The sequence below is a fragment of the Marinococcus halophilus genome, assembly GCF_900166605.1.
GTDB lineage: Bacteria > Bacillota > Bacilli > Bacillales > Marinococcaceae > Marinococcus > Marinococcus halophilus.
The window spans coordinates 16,007-32,994 of record NZ_FVZD01000004.1 but is presented as its reverse complement, the minus strand read 5'-3'; the positions used below and the strand labels follow the sequence as shown (position 1 = coordinate 32,994).

The 16,988-nt window shown below is 46.4% G+C and carries 15 protein-coding genes; 9 read left to right on the top strand and 6 right to left on the bottom strand.

Translation table 11 applies throughout. The features are described from left to right. Window positions 1-29: 29 nt before the first annotated feature. Window positions 30-1,352 carry a DUF2252 domain-containing protein gene (locus B5066_RS01335; RefSeq protein ID WP_079474167.1) on the bottom strand — a complete coding sequence of 441 codons (1,323 nt, stop codon included), beginning with the start codon at window positions 1,350-1,352 and terminating at the stop codon, window positions 30-32. Window positions 1,353-1,588: 236 nt separating this feature from the next. Between B5066_RS01335 and B5066_RS01330 the strand changes: the two genes are divergently transcribed. From B5066_RS01330 to B5066_RS01305, 6 genes are all read left to right on the top strand, one after another. Then, on the top strand, window positions 1,589-2,635 hold the full coding sequence (locus B5066_RS01330) for a M14 family zinc carboxypeptidase (RefSeq protein ID WP_425320075.1): 1,047 nt from the start codon (window positions 1,589-1,591) through the stop codon (window positions 2,633-2,635). An 81-nt stretch (window positions 2,636-2,716) separates the two neighbouring features. Next, window positions 2,717-3,814 (top strand): AbrB family transcriptional regulator, encoded by a 1,098-nt coding sequence (locus B5066_RS01325; RefSeq protein ID WP_079474166.1) that lies wholly within the window; start codon window positions 2,717-2,719, stop codon window positions 3,812-3,814. Between the two features lie 374 nt (window positions 3,815-4,188). Continuing rightward, window positions 4,189-4,887 carry a Na-translocating system protein MpsC family protein gene (locus tag B5066_RS01320; protein WP_079474165.1) on the top strand — a complete coding sequence of 233 codons (699 nt, stop codon included), beginning with the start codon at window positions 4,189-4,191 and terminating at the stop codon, window positions 4,885-4,887. A gap of 215 nt (window positions 4,888-5,102) precedes the next feature. Then, window positions 5,103-5,957, top strand: a complete 855-nt coding sequence (locus tag B5066_RS01315; protein ID WP_179124005.1) for a glycosyltransferase family 8 protein — start codon at window positions 5,103-5,105, stop codon at window positions 5,955-5,957. A 410-nt stretch (window positions 5,958-6,367) separates the two neighbouring features. Further along, complete coding sequence (locus tag B5066_RS01310) at window positions 6,368-7,435, top strand: ATP-grasp domain-containing protein (protein ID WP_079474163.1); 1,068 nt, start codon at window positions 6,368-6,370, stop codon at window positions 7,433-7,435. Window positions 7,436-7,487: 52 nt separating this feature from the next. Further along, entirely contained in the window at window positions 7,488-8,585 is a 1,098-nt protein-coding gene (locus B5066_RS01305; protein WP_079474162.1) for a M20 family metallopeptidase, read from the top strand. A gap of 34 nt (window positions 8,586-8,619) precedes the next feature. Here B5066_RS01305 and B5066_RS01300 read toward each other — a convergent pair whose 3' ends face one another. Beyond that, window positions 8,620-9,702 carry an alpha/beta hydrolase gene (locus tag B5066_RS01300; protein ID WP_079474161.1) on the bottom strand — a complete coding sequence of 361 codons (1,083 nt, stop codon included), beginning with the start codon at window positions 9,700-9,702 and terminating at the stop codon, window positions 8,620-8,622. A 721-nt stretch (window positions 9,703-10,423) separates the two neighbouring features. Between B5066_RS01300 and B5066_RS01295 the strand changes: the two genes are divergently transcribed. The 3 genes from B5066_RS01295 (at window position 10,424) to B5066_RS01285 (ending at window position 13,365) form a co-directional block, all read left to right on the top strand. Next, window positions 10,424-10,900 (top strand): universal stress protein, encoded by a 477-nt coding sequence (locus B5066_RS01295; RefSeq protein WP_079474160.1) that lies wholly within the window; start codon window positions 10,424-10,426, stop codon window positions 10,898-10,900. A 31-nt stretch (window positions 10,901-10,931) separates the two neighbouring features. Next, window positions 10,932-12,389, top strand: a complete 1,458-nt coding sequence (locus B5066_RS01290; RefSeq protein ID WP_079474159.1) for a DUF2254 domain-containing protein — start codon at window positions 10,932-10,934, stop codon at window positions 12,387-12,389. A gap of 268 nt (window positions 12,390-12,657) precedes the next feature. Beyond that, a complete protein-coding gene (locus B5066_RS01285; protein WP_079474158.1) occupies window positions 12,658-13,365 on the top strand; it encodes a Na-translocating system protein MpsC family protein in 708 nt (235 codons plus the stop codon). A 602-nt stretch (window positions 13,366-13,967) separates the two neighbouring features. Here the strand turns inward: B5066_RS01285 and B5066_RS16975 are convergent. The 4 genes from B5066_RS16975 to arsC all read right to left on the bottom strand — a co-directional run bounded on the left by B5066_RS16975 (window position 13,968) and on the right by arsC (window position 16,963). Further along, on the bottom strand, window positions 13,968-14,090 hold the full coding sequence (locus B5066_RS16975) for a hypothetical protein (protein WP_261764008.1): 123 nt from the start codon (window positions 14,088-14,090) through the stop codon (window positions 13,968-13,970). 243 nt (window positions 14,091-14,333) lie between these two features. Further along, window positions 14,334-15,455, bottom strand: coding sequence for a PQQ-dependent sugar dehydrogenase (locus B5066_RS01275; RefSeq protein ID WP_079474156.1), 1,122 nt, complete (start codon window positions 15,453-15,455; stop codon window positions 14,334-14,336). Window positions 15,456-15,591: 136 nt separating this feature from the next. Continuing rightward, window positions 15,592-16,536: a thioredoxin-disulfide reductase gene (gene trxB, locus B5066_RS01270; RefSeq protein WP_079474155.1), complete on the bottom strand. Its 945-nt coding sequence runs from the start codon at window positions 16,534-16,536 to the stop codon at window positions 15,592-15,594. Continuing rightward, window positions 16,514-16,963 carry an arsenate reductase (thioredoxin) gene (arsC, locus tag B5066_RS01265; RefSeq protein WP_079474154.1) on the bottom strand — a complete coding sequence of 150 codons (450 nt, stop codon included), beginning with the start codon at window positions 16,961-16,963 and terminating at the stop codon, window positions 16,514-16,516. The genes trxB and arsC overlap by 23 nt, the downstream gene beginning before the upstream one ends. Window positions 16,964-16,988: the final 25 nt, after the last annotated feature.

The following is a 16,988-nucleotide window of genomic DNA, read 5'->3' as shown; positions in this document are numbered from 1 at the left end:
GGTTTCTGCCGGCATCCTTTTGTTTCCTTTTATTTAAAGTTTTCTTTTAACCATTCAAGAAACAGTTCATAATCTTCCTCTACCCGCTCCTTGTAAAACTTTGACCACGTAATCATTTCCTGAATGAAAATCTCTTCCTCGTTCCCAATAGCTTTCAAAATTTCATCCTCGCTGTGATAATCCAGCAGCCCCTGCTGAATATCAATATCCGCCCGGGCATGCACCTTTGCCGATATCTTTCCCATTGTCTGTACCGTCTGGTGCATTCGTTTTGGTTCTTCCAGGTGCTTGCTTTTTAAATCTTTATCATACGGCGAGCGTTCCCGGACGTAGTAGTCGCGGTGCTGCAGGGTGAAATAGCCTAAATACGGATCCGCCAGGTGGTGCATGGCCCGCTGGGTCTTGATTACCCGCTTGCCCTGGTGTTTGTTCGTGGTCCAGAATGTTTCTTCATAAGGGAAAAAGTAAGCAGGAATGGGCGTCCGTGCCTCTTTTGCTTCCAGAATAACGTGATCCTCTTCGCCTTCAATTAGAATGTAAAAGCGCTTCAGTCCCGTAGAACCGATGCCTGCTCCGGTCTTTTTCACGATGTCTTTGATTTCGTAGTGTTCTTCGCTCCGGTAGCTTTCCTCCGCAAGACTTCCTAAATACTGGTTCCAGATTTTCGTTATTCCCTGATACTCGTTATCGGTCACTGAATCAAGTTTGGATTTTCCCCGTTCAAACACACGATCGCCGCTGTCATTGACGATGGTTTGCTTGTCGAGCTCATGCGTAGCCTTTCGGTCTTCAAGTTTCTGCAGAGTTTTTTTTATCGGCTGCCTGGTGTTCCGGGAAGTGAATTGCGTTTTTACCGGATTCTTTTTGCCTTTTTTAAATTTTTTCAGACGCTTATAGTACGCTTCTAAATATGTCCGGACGAAAGCGTCCCGCTCCTCATCGTCAAACCCCTGCTGCATAGCAAACAGCCGGATGCTGACCACCATACGGAGGACGTCATACAAATAGGAACCAAGATACCCCTCGTCAAAGTCATCCACGTCAAAAACAATCTCTCCGTTTTCGTTTTGAAAGCTGCTGAAATTTTCCATATGCATGTCGCCCATGATCCAGGTCGGCTTGTCTGTTGGCGTATGATGCCGAAAGGGGATGTTGACTACATCGTAGTAGAATAAATACGCGCTTCCCCGAAAAAAGCTGTAGGGATCCTGTTTCATCTTGACGTATTTTGCCTTCCTCCGGGTTTTGTTCAGCTTCATCAACCGGTCGTCAAATTGATCGAGAATCGTTGCCAGCGTCTGCTTGCGCAGGTATCTTTTTGTTGTATACACAAGTTCTTCGTTATTAACCATAATTATCTCCTTTGCCTATTCTGGGGATAAATACTTCGCTTTTATCTCTTATACATTAACATAAATTAAAAAACTATTATGTTTGGCCGCAGGGCAGGGCGACCTAGCGAATTTTTCGTTCTCCACCTAAATGAATCTCTTTCATTACTTTCTTCACGTTTTCTTTTTCATAACAGGAATCGCTTAATTTTCGTAGAACAGGACGAAGAGATTGAAAGTTATTAGGGGGGCTTACTTTGAAAAAACATATCGTATTAGCAGCTGCGGTCAGTACTGTGCTTGCTGGAGGCATCATGACGGGAGGAGAAACAGCTTACGCTGCAGGAAACGGGCCAAATTACCAGGGGCACGAAACAGTAAACACTTCCATTTTGCATACATACGAAGAAATGACAAATTTTCTAAAAAAACAGGATGCCAAGCAACCTTCTATGGAACTCGAGGTGTTTGGTGAAACTGTCAAAGGGCGGGACATGCATCTTGTAAAGTATATGTCTGACCCGGATAATCCTACTATTTTGTACATTGCCCAGCAGCACGGGGATGAAGCATTAACGACCGAGGGATCGCTTGATTTTATTAAACAGCTTGGTACTGGCAAAACCAGGGGGCTGCTGGATGACGTTAATTTGCTTTTCATTCCTATGTATAATGCGGATGGTGCAATGGGGGACGTGAATTTCGAACTGGAGGATTATGCGGCTAGCGGCGACCGTCACTTAACGCGCATGAATGCGGACAGGGTTGATTTAAACCGGGATCATGAAGCCCGTTCACAGCCGGAAACCCAGGCCTTTCATGATAATGTGCTGAGCACTTATGATATTAATTATATGATTGACCTGCACCACCAGGGGTCCCAGTGGGAAAAAGACGGGAAGTATGTGTCGGGCGCTATCCTTTACCCACATCCCGATCATACTGAAGATGAAACCCTGTATGAGTCTAAGCAGCTCGGAGGCATCGTTTATGAAGCTATTGAACCGAAGGGCTGGGGGCATCTTGGAAAATATGCAGGAGGAGGAACAGCATATGACCAGGGCATCGGCGTTTATGGCATTGCGAATACGTATGGTATTTCCACATTGTTGTTTGAAATGCGCGGCACTGCCGATAATGCAAATGATGATGAAGTATTAGGGCAAAAAAGCAATGGCTACCTTACAAAACAGACAGTAGAAACATTGAGCGCCACTTCCCGGGCAGTCGCAGACGGCACTATCGAAGGCCAGGATATTTCATTTTGGGAAGACCTTCCTGTACAGACAGAAAGAGAGGAATAAGCCAAATACATCGGTACTGCTGTCAATTTATGCTATGATAGTATTATTATCAACATGAATTCCCATAAAGAAGGTCTTTGTATGTATTCTGAAACTGTACGTGTGCAGCCGGCCTGGCTGCGCCTTTTTGTTACTGTCTCAGCTGCTTTTGCCGGCGGCTGTTTCTTTTCTGTCTTAAACATCCCTGTGCCATGGCTGCTCGGACCTATGGCGGTTGTATTACTTCTTTCGAAGCTGCCGCGAGTGCAGATGTACTGGCCGCAGTCCCTTCGGAACACAGGGTTAATTATCGTCGGCTATACGATCGGCCTGTCGTTTACGATGGAGACGTTCCACCAAATTGGCACTCAGCTGCCGATGATGATTGGACTAACGATGCTGCTTCTTTTGTTTTCCGGATTAATGGCCTTCGGATTTGCTTCTCTTTCCGGCGTTTCCCTGCCAACGGCTTTGACCGGAAGCATTCCAGGTGGCCTTTCGCAGATGGTAACTCTCGCAGAAGAAGAAAAACAGATTGATATTACGATCGTGACCTTCATGCAAGTGACCCGGATTATTTTAATTATGTTTCTCGTTCCTGTGCTTGCGGTGAGTCCCCTATTTACGAATGGGGAGGCAGCAGCCGGCGGAGGCTCAGGCCAGACGGCCGCATCCTGGAGCAGTATTTTTCCCTCGGCTGTGCTGTTTCTCGGGCTTTGCTTTGCTTCTGCCTGGACCGGCCAGAAGCTTCGGCTTCCTACTTCTTATATGCTCGCCCCCATGCTTGTGATGATCGGTGTTACCCTTGCCGATTTGCAGGCGCCCGCTCTCCCGGTTTCCATCACGAACGGGGCCCAGCTGTTAATTGGCACTTATTTTGGCCTGCTTCTCAAGCCCGAACAGCTGCAAAAAAAAGCAAGGATAGGAGCCTTGACCGTAGCCGGCGGTGTTATTCTGATCGCTGGGGCATTCAGCCTCAGCCTGATTCTTGAGCACCTGCATCACGTCACACCTGCTACTGCCCTTTTGAGCCTTGCCCCGGGCGGCATGGATCAGATGGGCATTATCGGCCGGGAAGTAAACGCCGATATCTCCATTGTCATCTGCTATCAGCTGTTCCGCATTCTGTTTATCTTTATTGCCGTCCCACCGATACTGCGGTGGCTGTTTAAATGGATTAGAAAACGTGAGTCTTTTTAAGGTATTTTCATTATAACAGGGGCTAAATCGCCCCTATAAAGGAACTGGAATCTTTCTTAACCTATAAAAAACTCTTCCTGCCGGCATAGGAAGAGTTTTTCTATGGAGAAGGCACCATTTTATGTGCCTTCCACTTAATATACTACGCTTCTATTCTTTTGAAGTAAAAGAGAATGCATGGTCCTGATAAATGATCATTACTTTTATTCAGATAAAGAAAAATAGCCAGCAAAATTAAAGAGCCAGGTACAACTATAATTTCAGGCCTAGTCGTTTAGACTCAATAAATCCGAATTTTGTATATAAAAAGCTTATTTAACAGTATAATAGTATCCAGTCCAGAAGAACCCCGGTTCTGGCAAAAAGGAGACTTTATGGAACAACAACAAACTGAAGCCCAGATGATTGCAGCTTATATCGGCAAAGCATTAAGGGACCATTTTGGGAAAGGACCTGTTAATATTCATGTTTCCTATAAGCGCCCCTTTTTGGTTATGTACGTTAAAGATTTTTTGGGGCCAATGGAAAATATTCTACTGCAGCAAAATGAAGAACAGCGTGTGGCGCAATCGAGAGAATTCATTATGGATGAATTCTGTCCCCGGGTTCAGCCGGACATTGAAGATATGGTAAACGGTTCAATCAAGGAATGGTACTTTGATTGGAATTTTGAAGCCCACACTGGCATGATTTGGGCGGTGATGGAGGAAGAGCCGTCAAAAAATTTTCGTTGGCCGGGTCACCTTAGCCAAAGAGCCTTTGAAAGAAAAATTATAAACCTGAGTATTAAAGGACAGAAAGAACCAGACTATACAAAATCCTATTGGATTGATGAACGCTCAGTTATGATTTACCGTGCTGGTATTTTTGTCGAAATTGAGAAAGAGCTTATTCACGCAGGCTTCGAGGAACAGCTTAAAACTGCTAAACGTCCAATGGAACGACGACTGTTTCAGGAAGAACACATGGAGCCAATTCTGCAGAGAAAAATTACGGACGTTTTCACTGATTGGAATTTTCAGGAAGATAAAGGATATATGGTTTTATCTTTAGAGCCCGAGAAGAAAAGATAGCCGCCGCCCGTATGTCTTTGCCCGGGCCGGTTTTTTATATCCTGTTGAGAGTATACGTTTGAGAGAAATATAAATAAGGTATAAATTGAAATAGACAGATGCTTACAATTACACAGCCAAAGCGGCAGCAATGTTTTGAAAAGACGCGAAAAAAGAGCCGAAAAGAGAGAATATTCTTTCTTTTCGGCTCTTTTTTATTTAATAGGAGGAATATTATGGATCACAGCCAATATTACACCGTTACTTCAGCTGCTGACGATAATTATGCAGAATGCCTGGGTGTGACGCTCATCTCTTTATTAAATAATACAAATCAGGCCCGGCGCCTCTCCATTCAAATTATTGATGGAGGAATTTCAGCCGGCAATAAAGAAAATCTGCGCCAGGTCGCTGATTATTTTCACACCAACATTAACTTCGTTACTATCGACCGTTCCCAGTTTAACAATATATATTTAGCCGAACACGAAAATTCTTATCATATTTCCGAAACTGCTTATTACCGTCTGCTGCTTCCGCATGGCCTCGATTCTTCTATAGAGAAATTTCTGTATATTGACTGCGATACTATCGTAAAAACAGATGTTACAGCGCTTTGGGAGCAGGAGCTTGATGATGCTGTTCTTGCCGCAGCAGAAAACTTCGGTGGTGTCGACCGCTTTGAAGCACTGGGGATTCCGTACAGCTCCGGCTATTTTAATTCTGGCATTTTAATGGTAAATGCCTGGCAATGGCGGAGAAACCGTATTACAGAAAAAGTGATTTCTTTTATTCAAAGGAATGAAGACAAAATGTATTATCACGACCAGGATGGCCTCAATGCTGTGCTGTACAGCTTGCGTAAGGAACTGCATCCCCGCTGGAATACGATGACCAGTATGTTCACTGACAAGCTTCCTCCAGACCGTTACGGCAAAAAAGTAATCGAAGCTATCAGCTCTCCTGCCATTGTTCACTTTACCGGCCCGGCCAAACCATGGCATAGGGCCTGTCCCCATCCGTACAAGCATGACTACAAGTACTATCTTATGTTTTTCCAGTCTGTGGTGAAATCCGCGCTCCCTAATTAACTGCTCCTGCTCCATTACAGGTGGGTTCTAATTTTCAAAGAAAGCAGGTGATACAGTGAAGGTTACTGTAACTATTGTAACAGTGTTAGTTATTATATTTACTATGTATATCATCCTGCGCATATTCAGTTAGTATTTGCCCATTACTTCAACAGTGGCCGGCTTCATTTACTTCTACGTTTAAGCCTTTTTAAAATATGGTATATGTTATTAGTATTGCATTGCAATGATATTGGCAGCAATGCTTTGATCTGAAGCAAAGCATGAGCCGGAAAGGTACCCGCCACCTTTTCGGCTCCTTTTTATACAGGTGGAAAAGTTTAGAAAAAATGAAAGTTGTTTTTATTAAGCCGAGGAAAACTTACCAGCCAGGAAGGCTGTGAATTATATAACTAAAGTGGAGGTTCGTTATGAATGTATTGTTAACTTCGGCAGCACGCCGAATAGATTTCGTACAGTTTTTTCAGGACTCCATAAACGGGCTGAACATCGAAGGCTCAATCATCGCTACTGATCCTGATCCCGGCGCCCCGGGCCTTCAACAGGCTGACCGATCCTATATCACGCCACATCAGACCGATCAAAACTACCTTAATGCCGTCCTGTCTATATGTGAAAATGAAAAAATCAAAATGCTTATCCCATTGAATGACTGGGAAATTGCGAAATTCGCCGAAGCCCGGCATGAGTTTGAAAAGCTGGGTGTGAGAGTTTTCACTCCCGACGCTTCCACTGTGCAGGCTATGAGAGACAAGCACCAGTACCGGGAGCTGCTCGGCAGATTTGGCGTAGCTGCCCCAGTATCTTATTTGACGGTGGAAGAAGCAGCCCAGGGCGTTGAAGACCAGGAGGTCAACTGGCCGCTAATCGTGAAGCCTCGCAATGGTTCAGCTTCTGTAGGGATTAATACTGTCTCCTCTGTCGAAGATATGCGTTTTGCTTATAAGCAGGCGGTAGATGCGATTAAAGACAGCCCGATCGCTGATGACTCGGGCCGCAGCCCTGAAGACAATATCGTGATTCAACAGGTCGTAGATGGGGAAAAATACAGCGTGGATGTCGTCAATGACTTAGAAGGGAATTATTTAACTACCCTGGTGCTCAAACAGCTCGAAATGCGTGGAGGCGACGTCGATAAAGCTGTTTCTGTGAAGGATGAGGAACTGCTGGAGGTTGGCAGAAAGATCGGGGAAAATTTACAGCATGTCGGCTACATTAACACAGATGTGTTTTATGACGGCCACGACTACTACGTCATTGATATTAACCCAAGATTTGGCGGCGGGTACGCCCTTTCCCATGCCGCCGGTGCTAACATCCCGTCAGCTTATCTCGCACTGGCAGCAGGCAAAGACCTTTATCCGGAATGGTTGAATGATAAAGCAAATATTGAACTCGCAAGGTACGACCGGGTAGTAAAAATCGATAAGGATAAAGGAATTCCTGCGACCCCAGACGAGAGATCCTCCACTGTGTAACTGGAACTGTCATTTTTTATGACGATGAAACACTTTTGCAAGGAGGCTCAGAATGGATGAAACGATTCCTCTGTTGAAAACATTAATCGGCTATAATACTGCGAGTCTTCCCAAAGTCAATGAAGCAATGGAGTTCTGCAGAGAATGGCTGGAAGGCCACGGCCTGACTGTCCAGAAATATGTAAACAACGGCCACTCGATGCTTGTATGCGAAGTAGGAAATGGAAGCCAGACCCTGGTTTTTAACGGCCACCTGGACGTTGTTAAGGGCAAAGAAGAACAGTTCGCTCCTTACGAAAAAGACGCAAAGCTGTACGGACGCGGTTCGGCAGACATGAAAGCCGGGCTCGCGGCTATGATGGCGGCAATGGTGCGCTTGAATAATGCCCCGCCTGACTGCAAGGTACAGCTTCAGATTGTCCCTGATGAGGAAACCGGCGGCCGCAATGGCACCGGCTATTTAGTTGACCATGACCATAAAGGGGACTTCGTCATCTGCGGCGAGCCTACCGGCCTTGGCATCGCCATTCAGTCCAAAGGCGTGCTTCAGCTTGATATTACTGTGTCCGGCTCCTCTACACACGGCAGCCGTCCGTGGGAAGGGGAGAATGCGATCGAAAAAGCATTCGCGCTGTATCAGCGTATTAAGCAGCTCCCTTTTTCCCAGGAGCGTTCAGAATTATATGCCCAACCTTCTATTAATCTTGCTAAAATTCAGGCCGGTACCGTTTACAACAAAGTTCCGGCTAAGTGTGATTTCTCGCTTGATATCCGCTATCTGCCCGATCAGCTGCCAGAGGATATTCTTCAGCAGATTAACAGCCTGTCCGATGACAAAGTGGCTGTCCACATATGCAACGATCCAGTTAACACGGAAGTGGATAACCCTTATGTAAAGACGTTATCAGAAGCGGTTACCCGCAATACCCAGCTTGAAAAGGTAAATATTTTCGGCCAGCACGGCTCTTCAGACGGCCAGTATTTTACGGTTTACGGTGTGCCTGCCGTAGAATTCGGTCCCGTTGGTTATAACTGGCATGGAGATAACGAACTCGTTTACACCAGTTCGATTCCTGAATACGAAAATATTTTAGTGGATTTTGCAGGGAATTTCGCTAATGTGAAGCCACCAGTGGCTAATAACGATTAAAAACAGGACCGGCAGGCAGAAGCCAGTCCTGTTTTTAATTGCTTTGCGTATTATTTTGAAGTACGTACCGGAAGTGAGCTGCCGTTTCCTGAACCGCATCGGCAGCCTGTGGGTAGTAGCCCAGTTTTTTTAAAAACGTGTGAGCCATTCCCTTATATTCAATATACCGTACCGGACTTTCCTGCTCCTGCAGCTTTTTCGTAAACTCTTCTCCCTGAGGCCGGAGAAAATCAAATTCAGCTGTAACTATTGTTATAGGAGGATAATTGAAACTTTGCTCGCTCCGCAACGGTGATACAAGCGGCTGATCGAGCTCTTCGAGATCCGTAACGTAAAGAGACTGGATGAAAGACAGCGACTCACGCATCGTAACGAGTTCCTGGCGCACAAGCTCTCTATCCACGCCCGGGCTGTACTGCTCCATTTTCCGGCTTCCTCCAGATACCTCGGACAAATCCAGTAAAGGACACAACAGGCTCATGTAGCAAATATTCCATGACATTTCCCGGCTTAAGTGATAAACGCCGAGCGCCAAATTTCCTCCGACGCTGTCACCGACCAGTCCAATCCGATTTCTGTCTGCCCCAAATTCCCTGTGATTCTCATATACGTACTGAACGCTGTCAAAGCAGTCCTTCAGCCCTTCTGCGTATTTGTGTTCCGGGGCCAGGCGGTATTCCACCGCCACCACTACAGCTTCCGTTTTTTCAGCCAGCAGTTTGCATACATTATCCATTACAAGCTCGTCCCGTTCAAAAAACCCCCCGCCGTGAAAATAAATGAGCACTGGCTTGGTGCTTTCCGTCCGGTTATATATTTTCAGCTCCAGATCCCGATTTTCCAGGGAAACGAGCATTGTTTCCGTACGGATACTAGAGCTTAAATCGTGATTGTCCTGTTCTTTACGATTTCTGATGACTTCGAGATCGTCATGCGTCATTGGGCGCCTCAATTCAGGGTCACGTTCCTGTTCTAAAAATCGTTTCACCCTCGGATCCAGGCCTTCTTTTTCCTCCAGAAATGGAATATTTTTTGTGACTAATTCCACCCTCCCCTCTTTTTTCAGGAAGGTGTTTTCCTGTAGACGCTCAACAAGTTCTTCGTGATTGTAGTCCATACGTGTAGAATCCCCCTAAGTGAGAATAAAACAAAATATATTATTACGCATTTATTTTCTAATTACTATTCCCAGAAATCGATTTATTTACGCCTGGCAATAAATATCTCCACTGCGCAACAAACTATAATAAGTCTTCCCCACGCAGGCTATGCCCGAAACACTGAATCAAAACGTTCATGCGGATAAGAAAAGAAGGACGCCCGGTTTCGGTGTCCCTCCTGTTCGAGATTCATTGATTTTCTCCGGCTCTCTTTTGATATTATACTTGTTTTACGTAACCAGCGACAAATACCAGGAATAGGGCATCTCACATTCTTTATGTTACTCGAAAAAACATGTTTTAATCTTTCTACTTCCGGTAACAACGATATTATGTTAAGATCTTAGATGGTTGTTTCATTCAAAGACAAATAAACACGGCAGCAATGCTTAGATATAAAGCTAAAGCATAAGCCACAAAAGAGGATTTTCCTCCTTTGTGGCTTTTTTATGAGCCGTTCTGTCGTTTCCTGTCCGGGGCCAGAGTTTCTTTCTTAAAAAGCTCTGTGGTCATGTTTTTTCCTGTGTTTGTTTTAAAAACAACAGCATATAGTTACCAAATATTTAATAATGGCAGCAATGTTGGGATAATAAAGCCTTTAACATAAGCCAGAAAAAGATACTTTTCTTTTTCTGGCTTTTTTTATTGTCAAAAACCTCTTTAGAAAGGAAACATGATATGAGCCGTTATGAACGGATTTTAGTCGGCCTGGATGTTTTAGAAACTCCTTCGTATGACGCTTTTGAAGAAGCCTGTGCCATGGCCCTGGAGCACAGGGCTTCTTTAATACTGGCTTTCGTTTTCGATGAACACCGCTACGCAAACCTGAAACGCATAGATCCCAGAGCCGTTCGCTATTTAAAAGAAAAAGCTGACTATCACCTGGAAGCATACAAAGAGAAGGCAATGCGCAGAGGCGTCACCAACGTTCAAACAGTAGTTGATGCCGGCGTGCCTGAGAAACGCCTGGCCCGTCATCTGTGTCTCACGCACAACGTGGATTTAATTCTTGTCGGCGAAACCGGGGGCCCGTCTTTCGAACGTATTATTCGCGGAAGGAGATCCCGCACTGTGGCCAGTAAAGCCTCCTGTGAAGTGCGGGTCGTCCGAAACAGCCGGCTGGCTTCTTTAAATGCCTACCCCCGGGTGGAATAAAAAATTTCCATTATAAAGAAAGGAGAAACTTGTGCAGCGTTTAACGCCCAAATTCATCAGAAAAATACAGAGTATGTCCAAAAACCAGCGCTGGTATGAACTGCGGTCAAGCTTATGGCCGCTTCCAATGATCTATATCCTGCTCGCAGCAGCAGCGGCTTTTGCTGCCTATGGCGTCGAATTCGGCCTTCAGCCCGCACTTCCGTTTGGTTCCTTTTTCACTGCCGATTACGCCCTGACTGAAATGATTTACAGCACCCTAGCCTACGGCGTATTAATGCTTCACGCATTTACGTTCAATATGATATTAATCGTATTAACCAGCTTTTCCGGTCAGTTTACGCCCCGGGTTTTGTTCAGCTTCATTGCGGATCGTCGCACGCTCCATGCGATCGGTATATTTAACGTATCTTATTTTTATATTCTTCTCGGCTTTTTTATGCTGACTCCTTCTGTTGGCGAATATGTCGTCTTCCCTTTACTTGGGATAGTTGCAGCTACTGTGTCCGCCGTAAATTTTATTTTGTTTATCAACCACGCTGTAAAGTGGATGCAGGTAGCGAACCTGACCAAAAATCTAAATGAACGCTCGCAGAACATTATTACAGCTACAAACGAAGACGGCTTAAAAGAGCACCGGCCGGCAGCACAAAAAGAATACCGACTTCCTGAGAAAGCACCCATTTATTCCATCGCCAGCGCCACCGGAGGGTTTTTACAGATCGTTGATTTTAAACGGCTGATCGCTCAGGCAGAACTGGACGGGCTGATTGTGTATCTTGAGCGCCGGGTCGGTGATTATATGCTCGAAGGGGACACGCTGTTTTCTTATCAGAGATATGATCAAACCGCAAATACACCTGTGAATGAACAGACATATCTCCAATTTTTGTTTATCGGCAATAAAAAAACCGAAATGCAGGATTTGAACTTCAGCGTACGGAAATTAACAGAAATTGCCTTAAAAGCTATTGGAAATAATGAACCCTCCACCGCTGAAGATGCCATTTATCAGCTGGCTGATTTACTCCGCTCCATTTCGGGGACTGCTGCTCACCGGCCGTACCTCGTGGATGCTCAGGACAACGTACGGGTGGTCATGAAAGAAAAAACCTTTGCCTATTATGTTTACGCTGCCTTTACACCAATCGCTGACGCCGCCAAAGAAGATATTAAACTTACCAACCGCGTGCTTGAAGCTCTTCATTTACTGGCCGGCTCCCTTAAAGGAGAAGCAGCAGATATATGCTGGCACTACGCCGAAAGCATCGCCCGGAATTATCAGGGAAAAATGGCTTTTGATCATGACCAGAGCCATTTCCATGCCTACCTGAATTCTATAGCGGAGGTCTCGGGACAGCGTGATTCCTTGAACGCCCTAATAGAAGAACTCAAAAACAAGGAGCGGTTCAGGAAAAATACTACCGCCGCTTCCCCAGTTCTTTATCGTAATGAAAAGAACAGAGAAAAGGTTTCAAGCGATATTTAAAGGTGTTTTTCCAAGTATATTCTGGGTATAAAAATAAAAATTGGCTTTTCAAGTCAATAATTGCACTCTCTTTCACCGAAAATATTCAGGAAATTACAAGGAAAGTGGCTTATATTACTCCGGGGAGGTGAAGCTGTTGATTACTCATGGTGGCAAATCCGCCACCTCCTGCACGTTTAAAGACGTCAGGGCTGCGGGCCCATCGCAGCTGCAATTAATCAACTGCAGTAGTTTAATCGATTTTAGATAATGAACATGAGGTGAAAATATGGCCGAACATTCTGCGCCTGCACAAATAGAAGAACAACAAAAACAAATCGGAAGCTACCTCGGCAGAGTGCTTCGCGATCATTTTGGCAAAGGACCGGAATCCGTCTATGTCAGCGTTGATCCCTGCTGTATTGTTATGCACATACGAAAATTTTTATCGCCTATTGAAAAAGTGATGCTCGACCAGCGGGACAAAAGCGCGGTAGAAGAATTACGGGAAACCATGATGTCGAAAATGCTGCCCGAAATTAAAAACTACATTGCCAGCCTTATCGATATTGAAGATTGGGAATTTTATTTTGACTGGAACATTGAAAACAAATCAGGGGTTATTACCGGTTTCCACCCGGACAAATTAAAAGAAGGCGAGTCTGGACAACGAACCCAGCATCAGGAGGATATCAAACAGGCGATTCAACGTGTAAGTGAAGAGGTCGGGAAAAGTCCGGACGAAATCACGGTACATCCTGTAAATGAGCGGACGATGCTTGCCGTACGCACAGGCGGCCTGATTTTAATTGAAAAAGAATTAATCAGAACCGGCCATCTGGATGTTTTAAAATCCACGAAACGCCTTCTCGAAAAGGAAGAACTTTATAAAGAAAAATTTAATTCCATATTTGGTACGGCGGTCCGCGATATTTTCGTAGACTGGGACTTTGACCGGGACCGGAGCCTTGTCGTTTTTGTTACAGACCCTATATAGCCTACAGACCGTATGGCAATCACCATTTGGTAAACTTGCAGCCCAGCTCAACAAAAATGTCGGCGAGCATTACTATGTATAGAGAAAAAGACGTCTTGTGCAGAAAAAAGCTACTATAACTAGAGGCAGCGGAAATCTTATTTTAAAATATCCATTATTTCCAACCAATAACGGCTCCGAAGCAAAGATGAGAATGCTTTCGCTTTAAGCCATTCCTAAAAGAACCCTTCTTTAGGAATGGCTTTTTTTGTACCTTCAGATCCTAAACAAGCTTAATGGAGTATTACTGCAAAAGAAAGGAGCAACAAACATGATAACCACTTTAATCATAGCCGGCTATTGCGGCCTTTGTTTTACCCTCCTGGCTAACCCTTTGCCGCCTAAAAAATAACAGGGTGACTTGCCCGGAATAGTTTGCTGAAAATCTCTTTAGGAACGCTTTGCATTGTTCATTCGCAGACAAAAAGGCTGAAGCAACAAAGCCTGGCCGCTTCAGCCTTTTTTGCGTTGATTCAGCACTCAATTTCTTTTATCCTGCCAACCGCCAACGTAAGTTCAAATTGAGATGGCCTGGCCGGTGGAAGACTTAGCCGTTTTTGTAGTTATTGGATATTCTTTGTCCAGGAATCTTCATTGCCTGTGAAAGAATCGGCAAAATCATGGGAGGCCGCCTGTTTCAATTTCCTCTGCGTCATTACACGGTAAAATACATGGATAAAATTCACGTTGTCATGCCTCCTTTAGATTCATTGTTGAAGCCTGTATTCACTTTAATTGATATCTCCCCCGACTGCCACAAGTTCGTAAAAAGACCTCACAAAATTTTTGAAAATTCCGCAAATAATTGTTTAGTTAAATTGCTGAAAAAACGTGTTTTTTCTGTCACATTCGAAAAATTGGTGCTTTTTAATATAAAAATCCGCCGTTCAGCAGTTCTTCCGGCCAACCAGCGGAGATGGTTTATATGATTATTCATTAAGGGTAAGCTTCAAAAGCTGATCGTCATTTTCCGACGGCGATCCTCTTCCGTCTGTATTGTTCGTAAGCACGTAGACACCCCCGTCCCCGGTTTTGACGTCCCGGAGCCTGCCTTCACCTTCAAACACAGCATTCATCTCTTCTGCTTCTTCGTCATAGGCATACAGGCTCTCTCCGCGTAGCCCCGCCACTAGAAGGGTGTCCTCGAGGAAGGCCGTGCCTGACGGTGCCCATGTAGTGCTTCCCGATTGGACAACCGGCGCGTCCAGGTCTTCTGCCGATTCACTGCCGGTAATTTCCGGCCAGCCGTAGTTATTTCCAGGTTCGATAACATTGATTTCATCCTGGGCATTCGGCCCGTGCTCTGAGCTGTACAGCTTCCCGGTGCTGTTCCACGCGATCCCCTGCGGATTCCGGTGCCCGTAGCTGTAGACATAAGAATTCTCAAACGGGTTGCCCTCCGGTACTTCTCCGTCGACCGTCATCCGCAGTATGCTGCCAGCCAGGCTGTCTTCGTCCTGTGCAAGCGATGGCTCGTCTGAATCTCCGGCGGTGGCATATAAATAACCATCCGGCCCAATTTCCAGCCGGCCCCCATTATGGATCCGGTCTCCCGGAATATCATCAAGCAGTACCTCCGTTTCACTCCATTGACTGCTTTCACGTTCCACAGCAACCACTTTGTTAGCGAGTGCCCCATCATTCTGGCGGTACGTGTAGTACGCATAGCCTTTCGAGGAGTCGGCAAAATCTTCGGCCAGTACAAAGCCAAGCAGGCCGCCCTCCCCTTCGTTTACTATTTCATCACTTGCGGCGAGCGGCAGCCGTTCTTTTTCTTCCCCAGTTACTTCGATTACGTCGCCTCCGCGGTTAGTCATATAGTACGTGTCTTCATGAATATTTAACGACCACGGCACGTCGAGGTTTTCCGCCAGCACTTCCACGTTCCAGTCTTCAGTGCTTGCTTCAGAAACTGAACCAACAGCCTCCCCAGCTTCTTCCGTATTTTCTTCCGGCTCCCCGTCATCTTCCTCCGCGCTGCATCCGGCAAGAAATGCCGGTCCGAAAATCAACAGGCCGATTGTAATTTTTCTGAACGGATAATTTATCATTCCACGTCTCCTTTCATGAAAACAGTACAAGTCTCTAAGTGATCACTTTCTATTATTTTACCACTACTATAAAAAACCACCCGCTCTGCCTTCAAGGCAAAGCGGGTGGTTCAGTAATAGTTTTCAGGGGGAGCGCCTACGCTTCGACCGCGTTTTTCAGTTCTTCCACGTACTGCTGCGCCGTCTGCGCCGCGAGTGACCCGTCGCCGGTGGCCGTGACGATCTGGCGCAGGAACTTGTCCCGGATGTCGCCGGCAGCGAACACGCCCGGAATCTTCGTTTCCATGTCCTCGTTCGTTTCAATATAGCCCTCGTCGTTCGTGATGCCGAGGTCGAGAAACGCCCCGTTCAGCGGCAGCAGCCCGATGTAGATGAACGCCCCGCTCGTATCAAAGTCATAGTCCTCGCCGGTCTTCAGGTCCGTCAGCGTGACGCTTCCGACCTTGCCGCCGTCGCCGTTGATCGTTTTGACGACCGTGCTCCACTTGAAGTCGATCTTGTCGTTCACAAACGCGCGCTGCTGCAGGATCTTCTGCGCCCGCAGCTCATCGCGGCGGTGGATGACCGTCACCTTGTCGGCAAACCGGGTCAGGTACACCGCCTCCTCGACGGCGGAGTCCCCGCCGCCGACGACCACGATCTCCTTGTTCCGGAAAAAGGCGCCGTCACACACCGCGCAGTAGGACACGCCGCGGCCGCCGAGCTCCTGCTCGCCCTCGACGCCGAGCTGCTTGTACTCCGCGCCGGTCGCAATGATCAGCGACCGCGTTTTGTACTGCTTGCTGCCGGCATAAACCGTTTTGTATTCCTTGCCGTCCTCGACGCGGGAGACGTCGCCGTAGGCGTACGCCGCGCCGAACTTCTGGGCGTGCTGGAACATTTTCGTCGACAGGTCGGGTCCGAGGATATGGTCAAAGCCCGGGTAGTTTTCCACGTCCTCGGTGTTGGCCATCTGCCCGCCGGGCACACCGCGCTCAAGCATGAGCGTATCCATTTCCGCCCGCGAGGCGTACACGGCCGCCGTCATGCCGGCCGGGCCGGCACCCGCGATAATCACATCATAAATTCGTTCTTCCGTCATAAAACGACTCCTTTCCTTCTTCTGCAAATTTTTGAATACGGTTTTTAATTTCATCACGTACGCGCTGGAAAACCGCCCAGCGTTCTTCCTCTGTGCCCTCTGCTTTTGCCGGGTCATCAAAGCCCCAGTGCTCCCTCGTAACGTGCGGAGGGGTCATTGGACACTTGTCGTTAGCATCCCCGCAAAGCGTAACCACCATGTCCGCATTGTTTAAATACTCCGGATCGATCATGCTCGACTCCTGCGTGGAAATATCGATGTCGACTTCGTTCATGGCTTCGACCGCATTTGGATTAAGGCCGTGGGCTTCGATACCGGCACTACGGACCTCCCAGTCATTTCCCAGGAAATAACGGCCGAAGCCTTCAGCCATCTGGCTGCGGCAGGAATTACCTGTACATAAAAAATACAATTTCTTTTTACTCATTACTGCATCCTCATTTCACAAAATA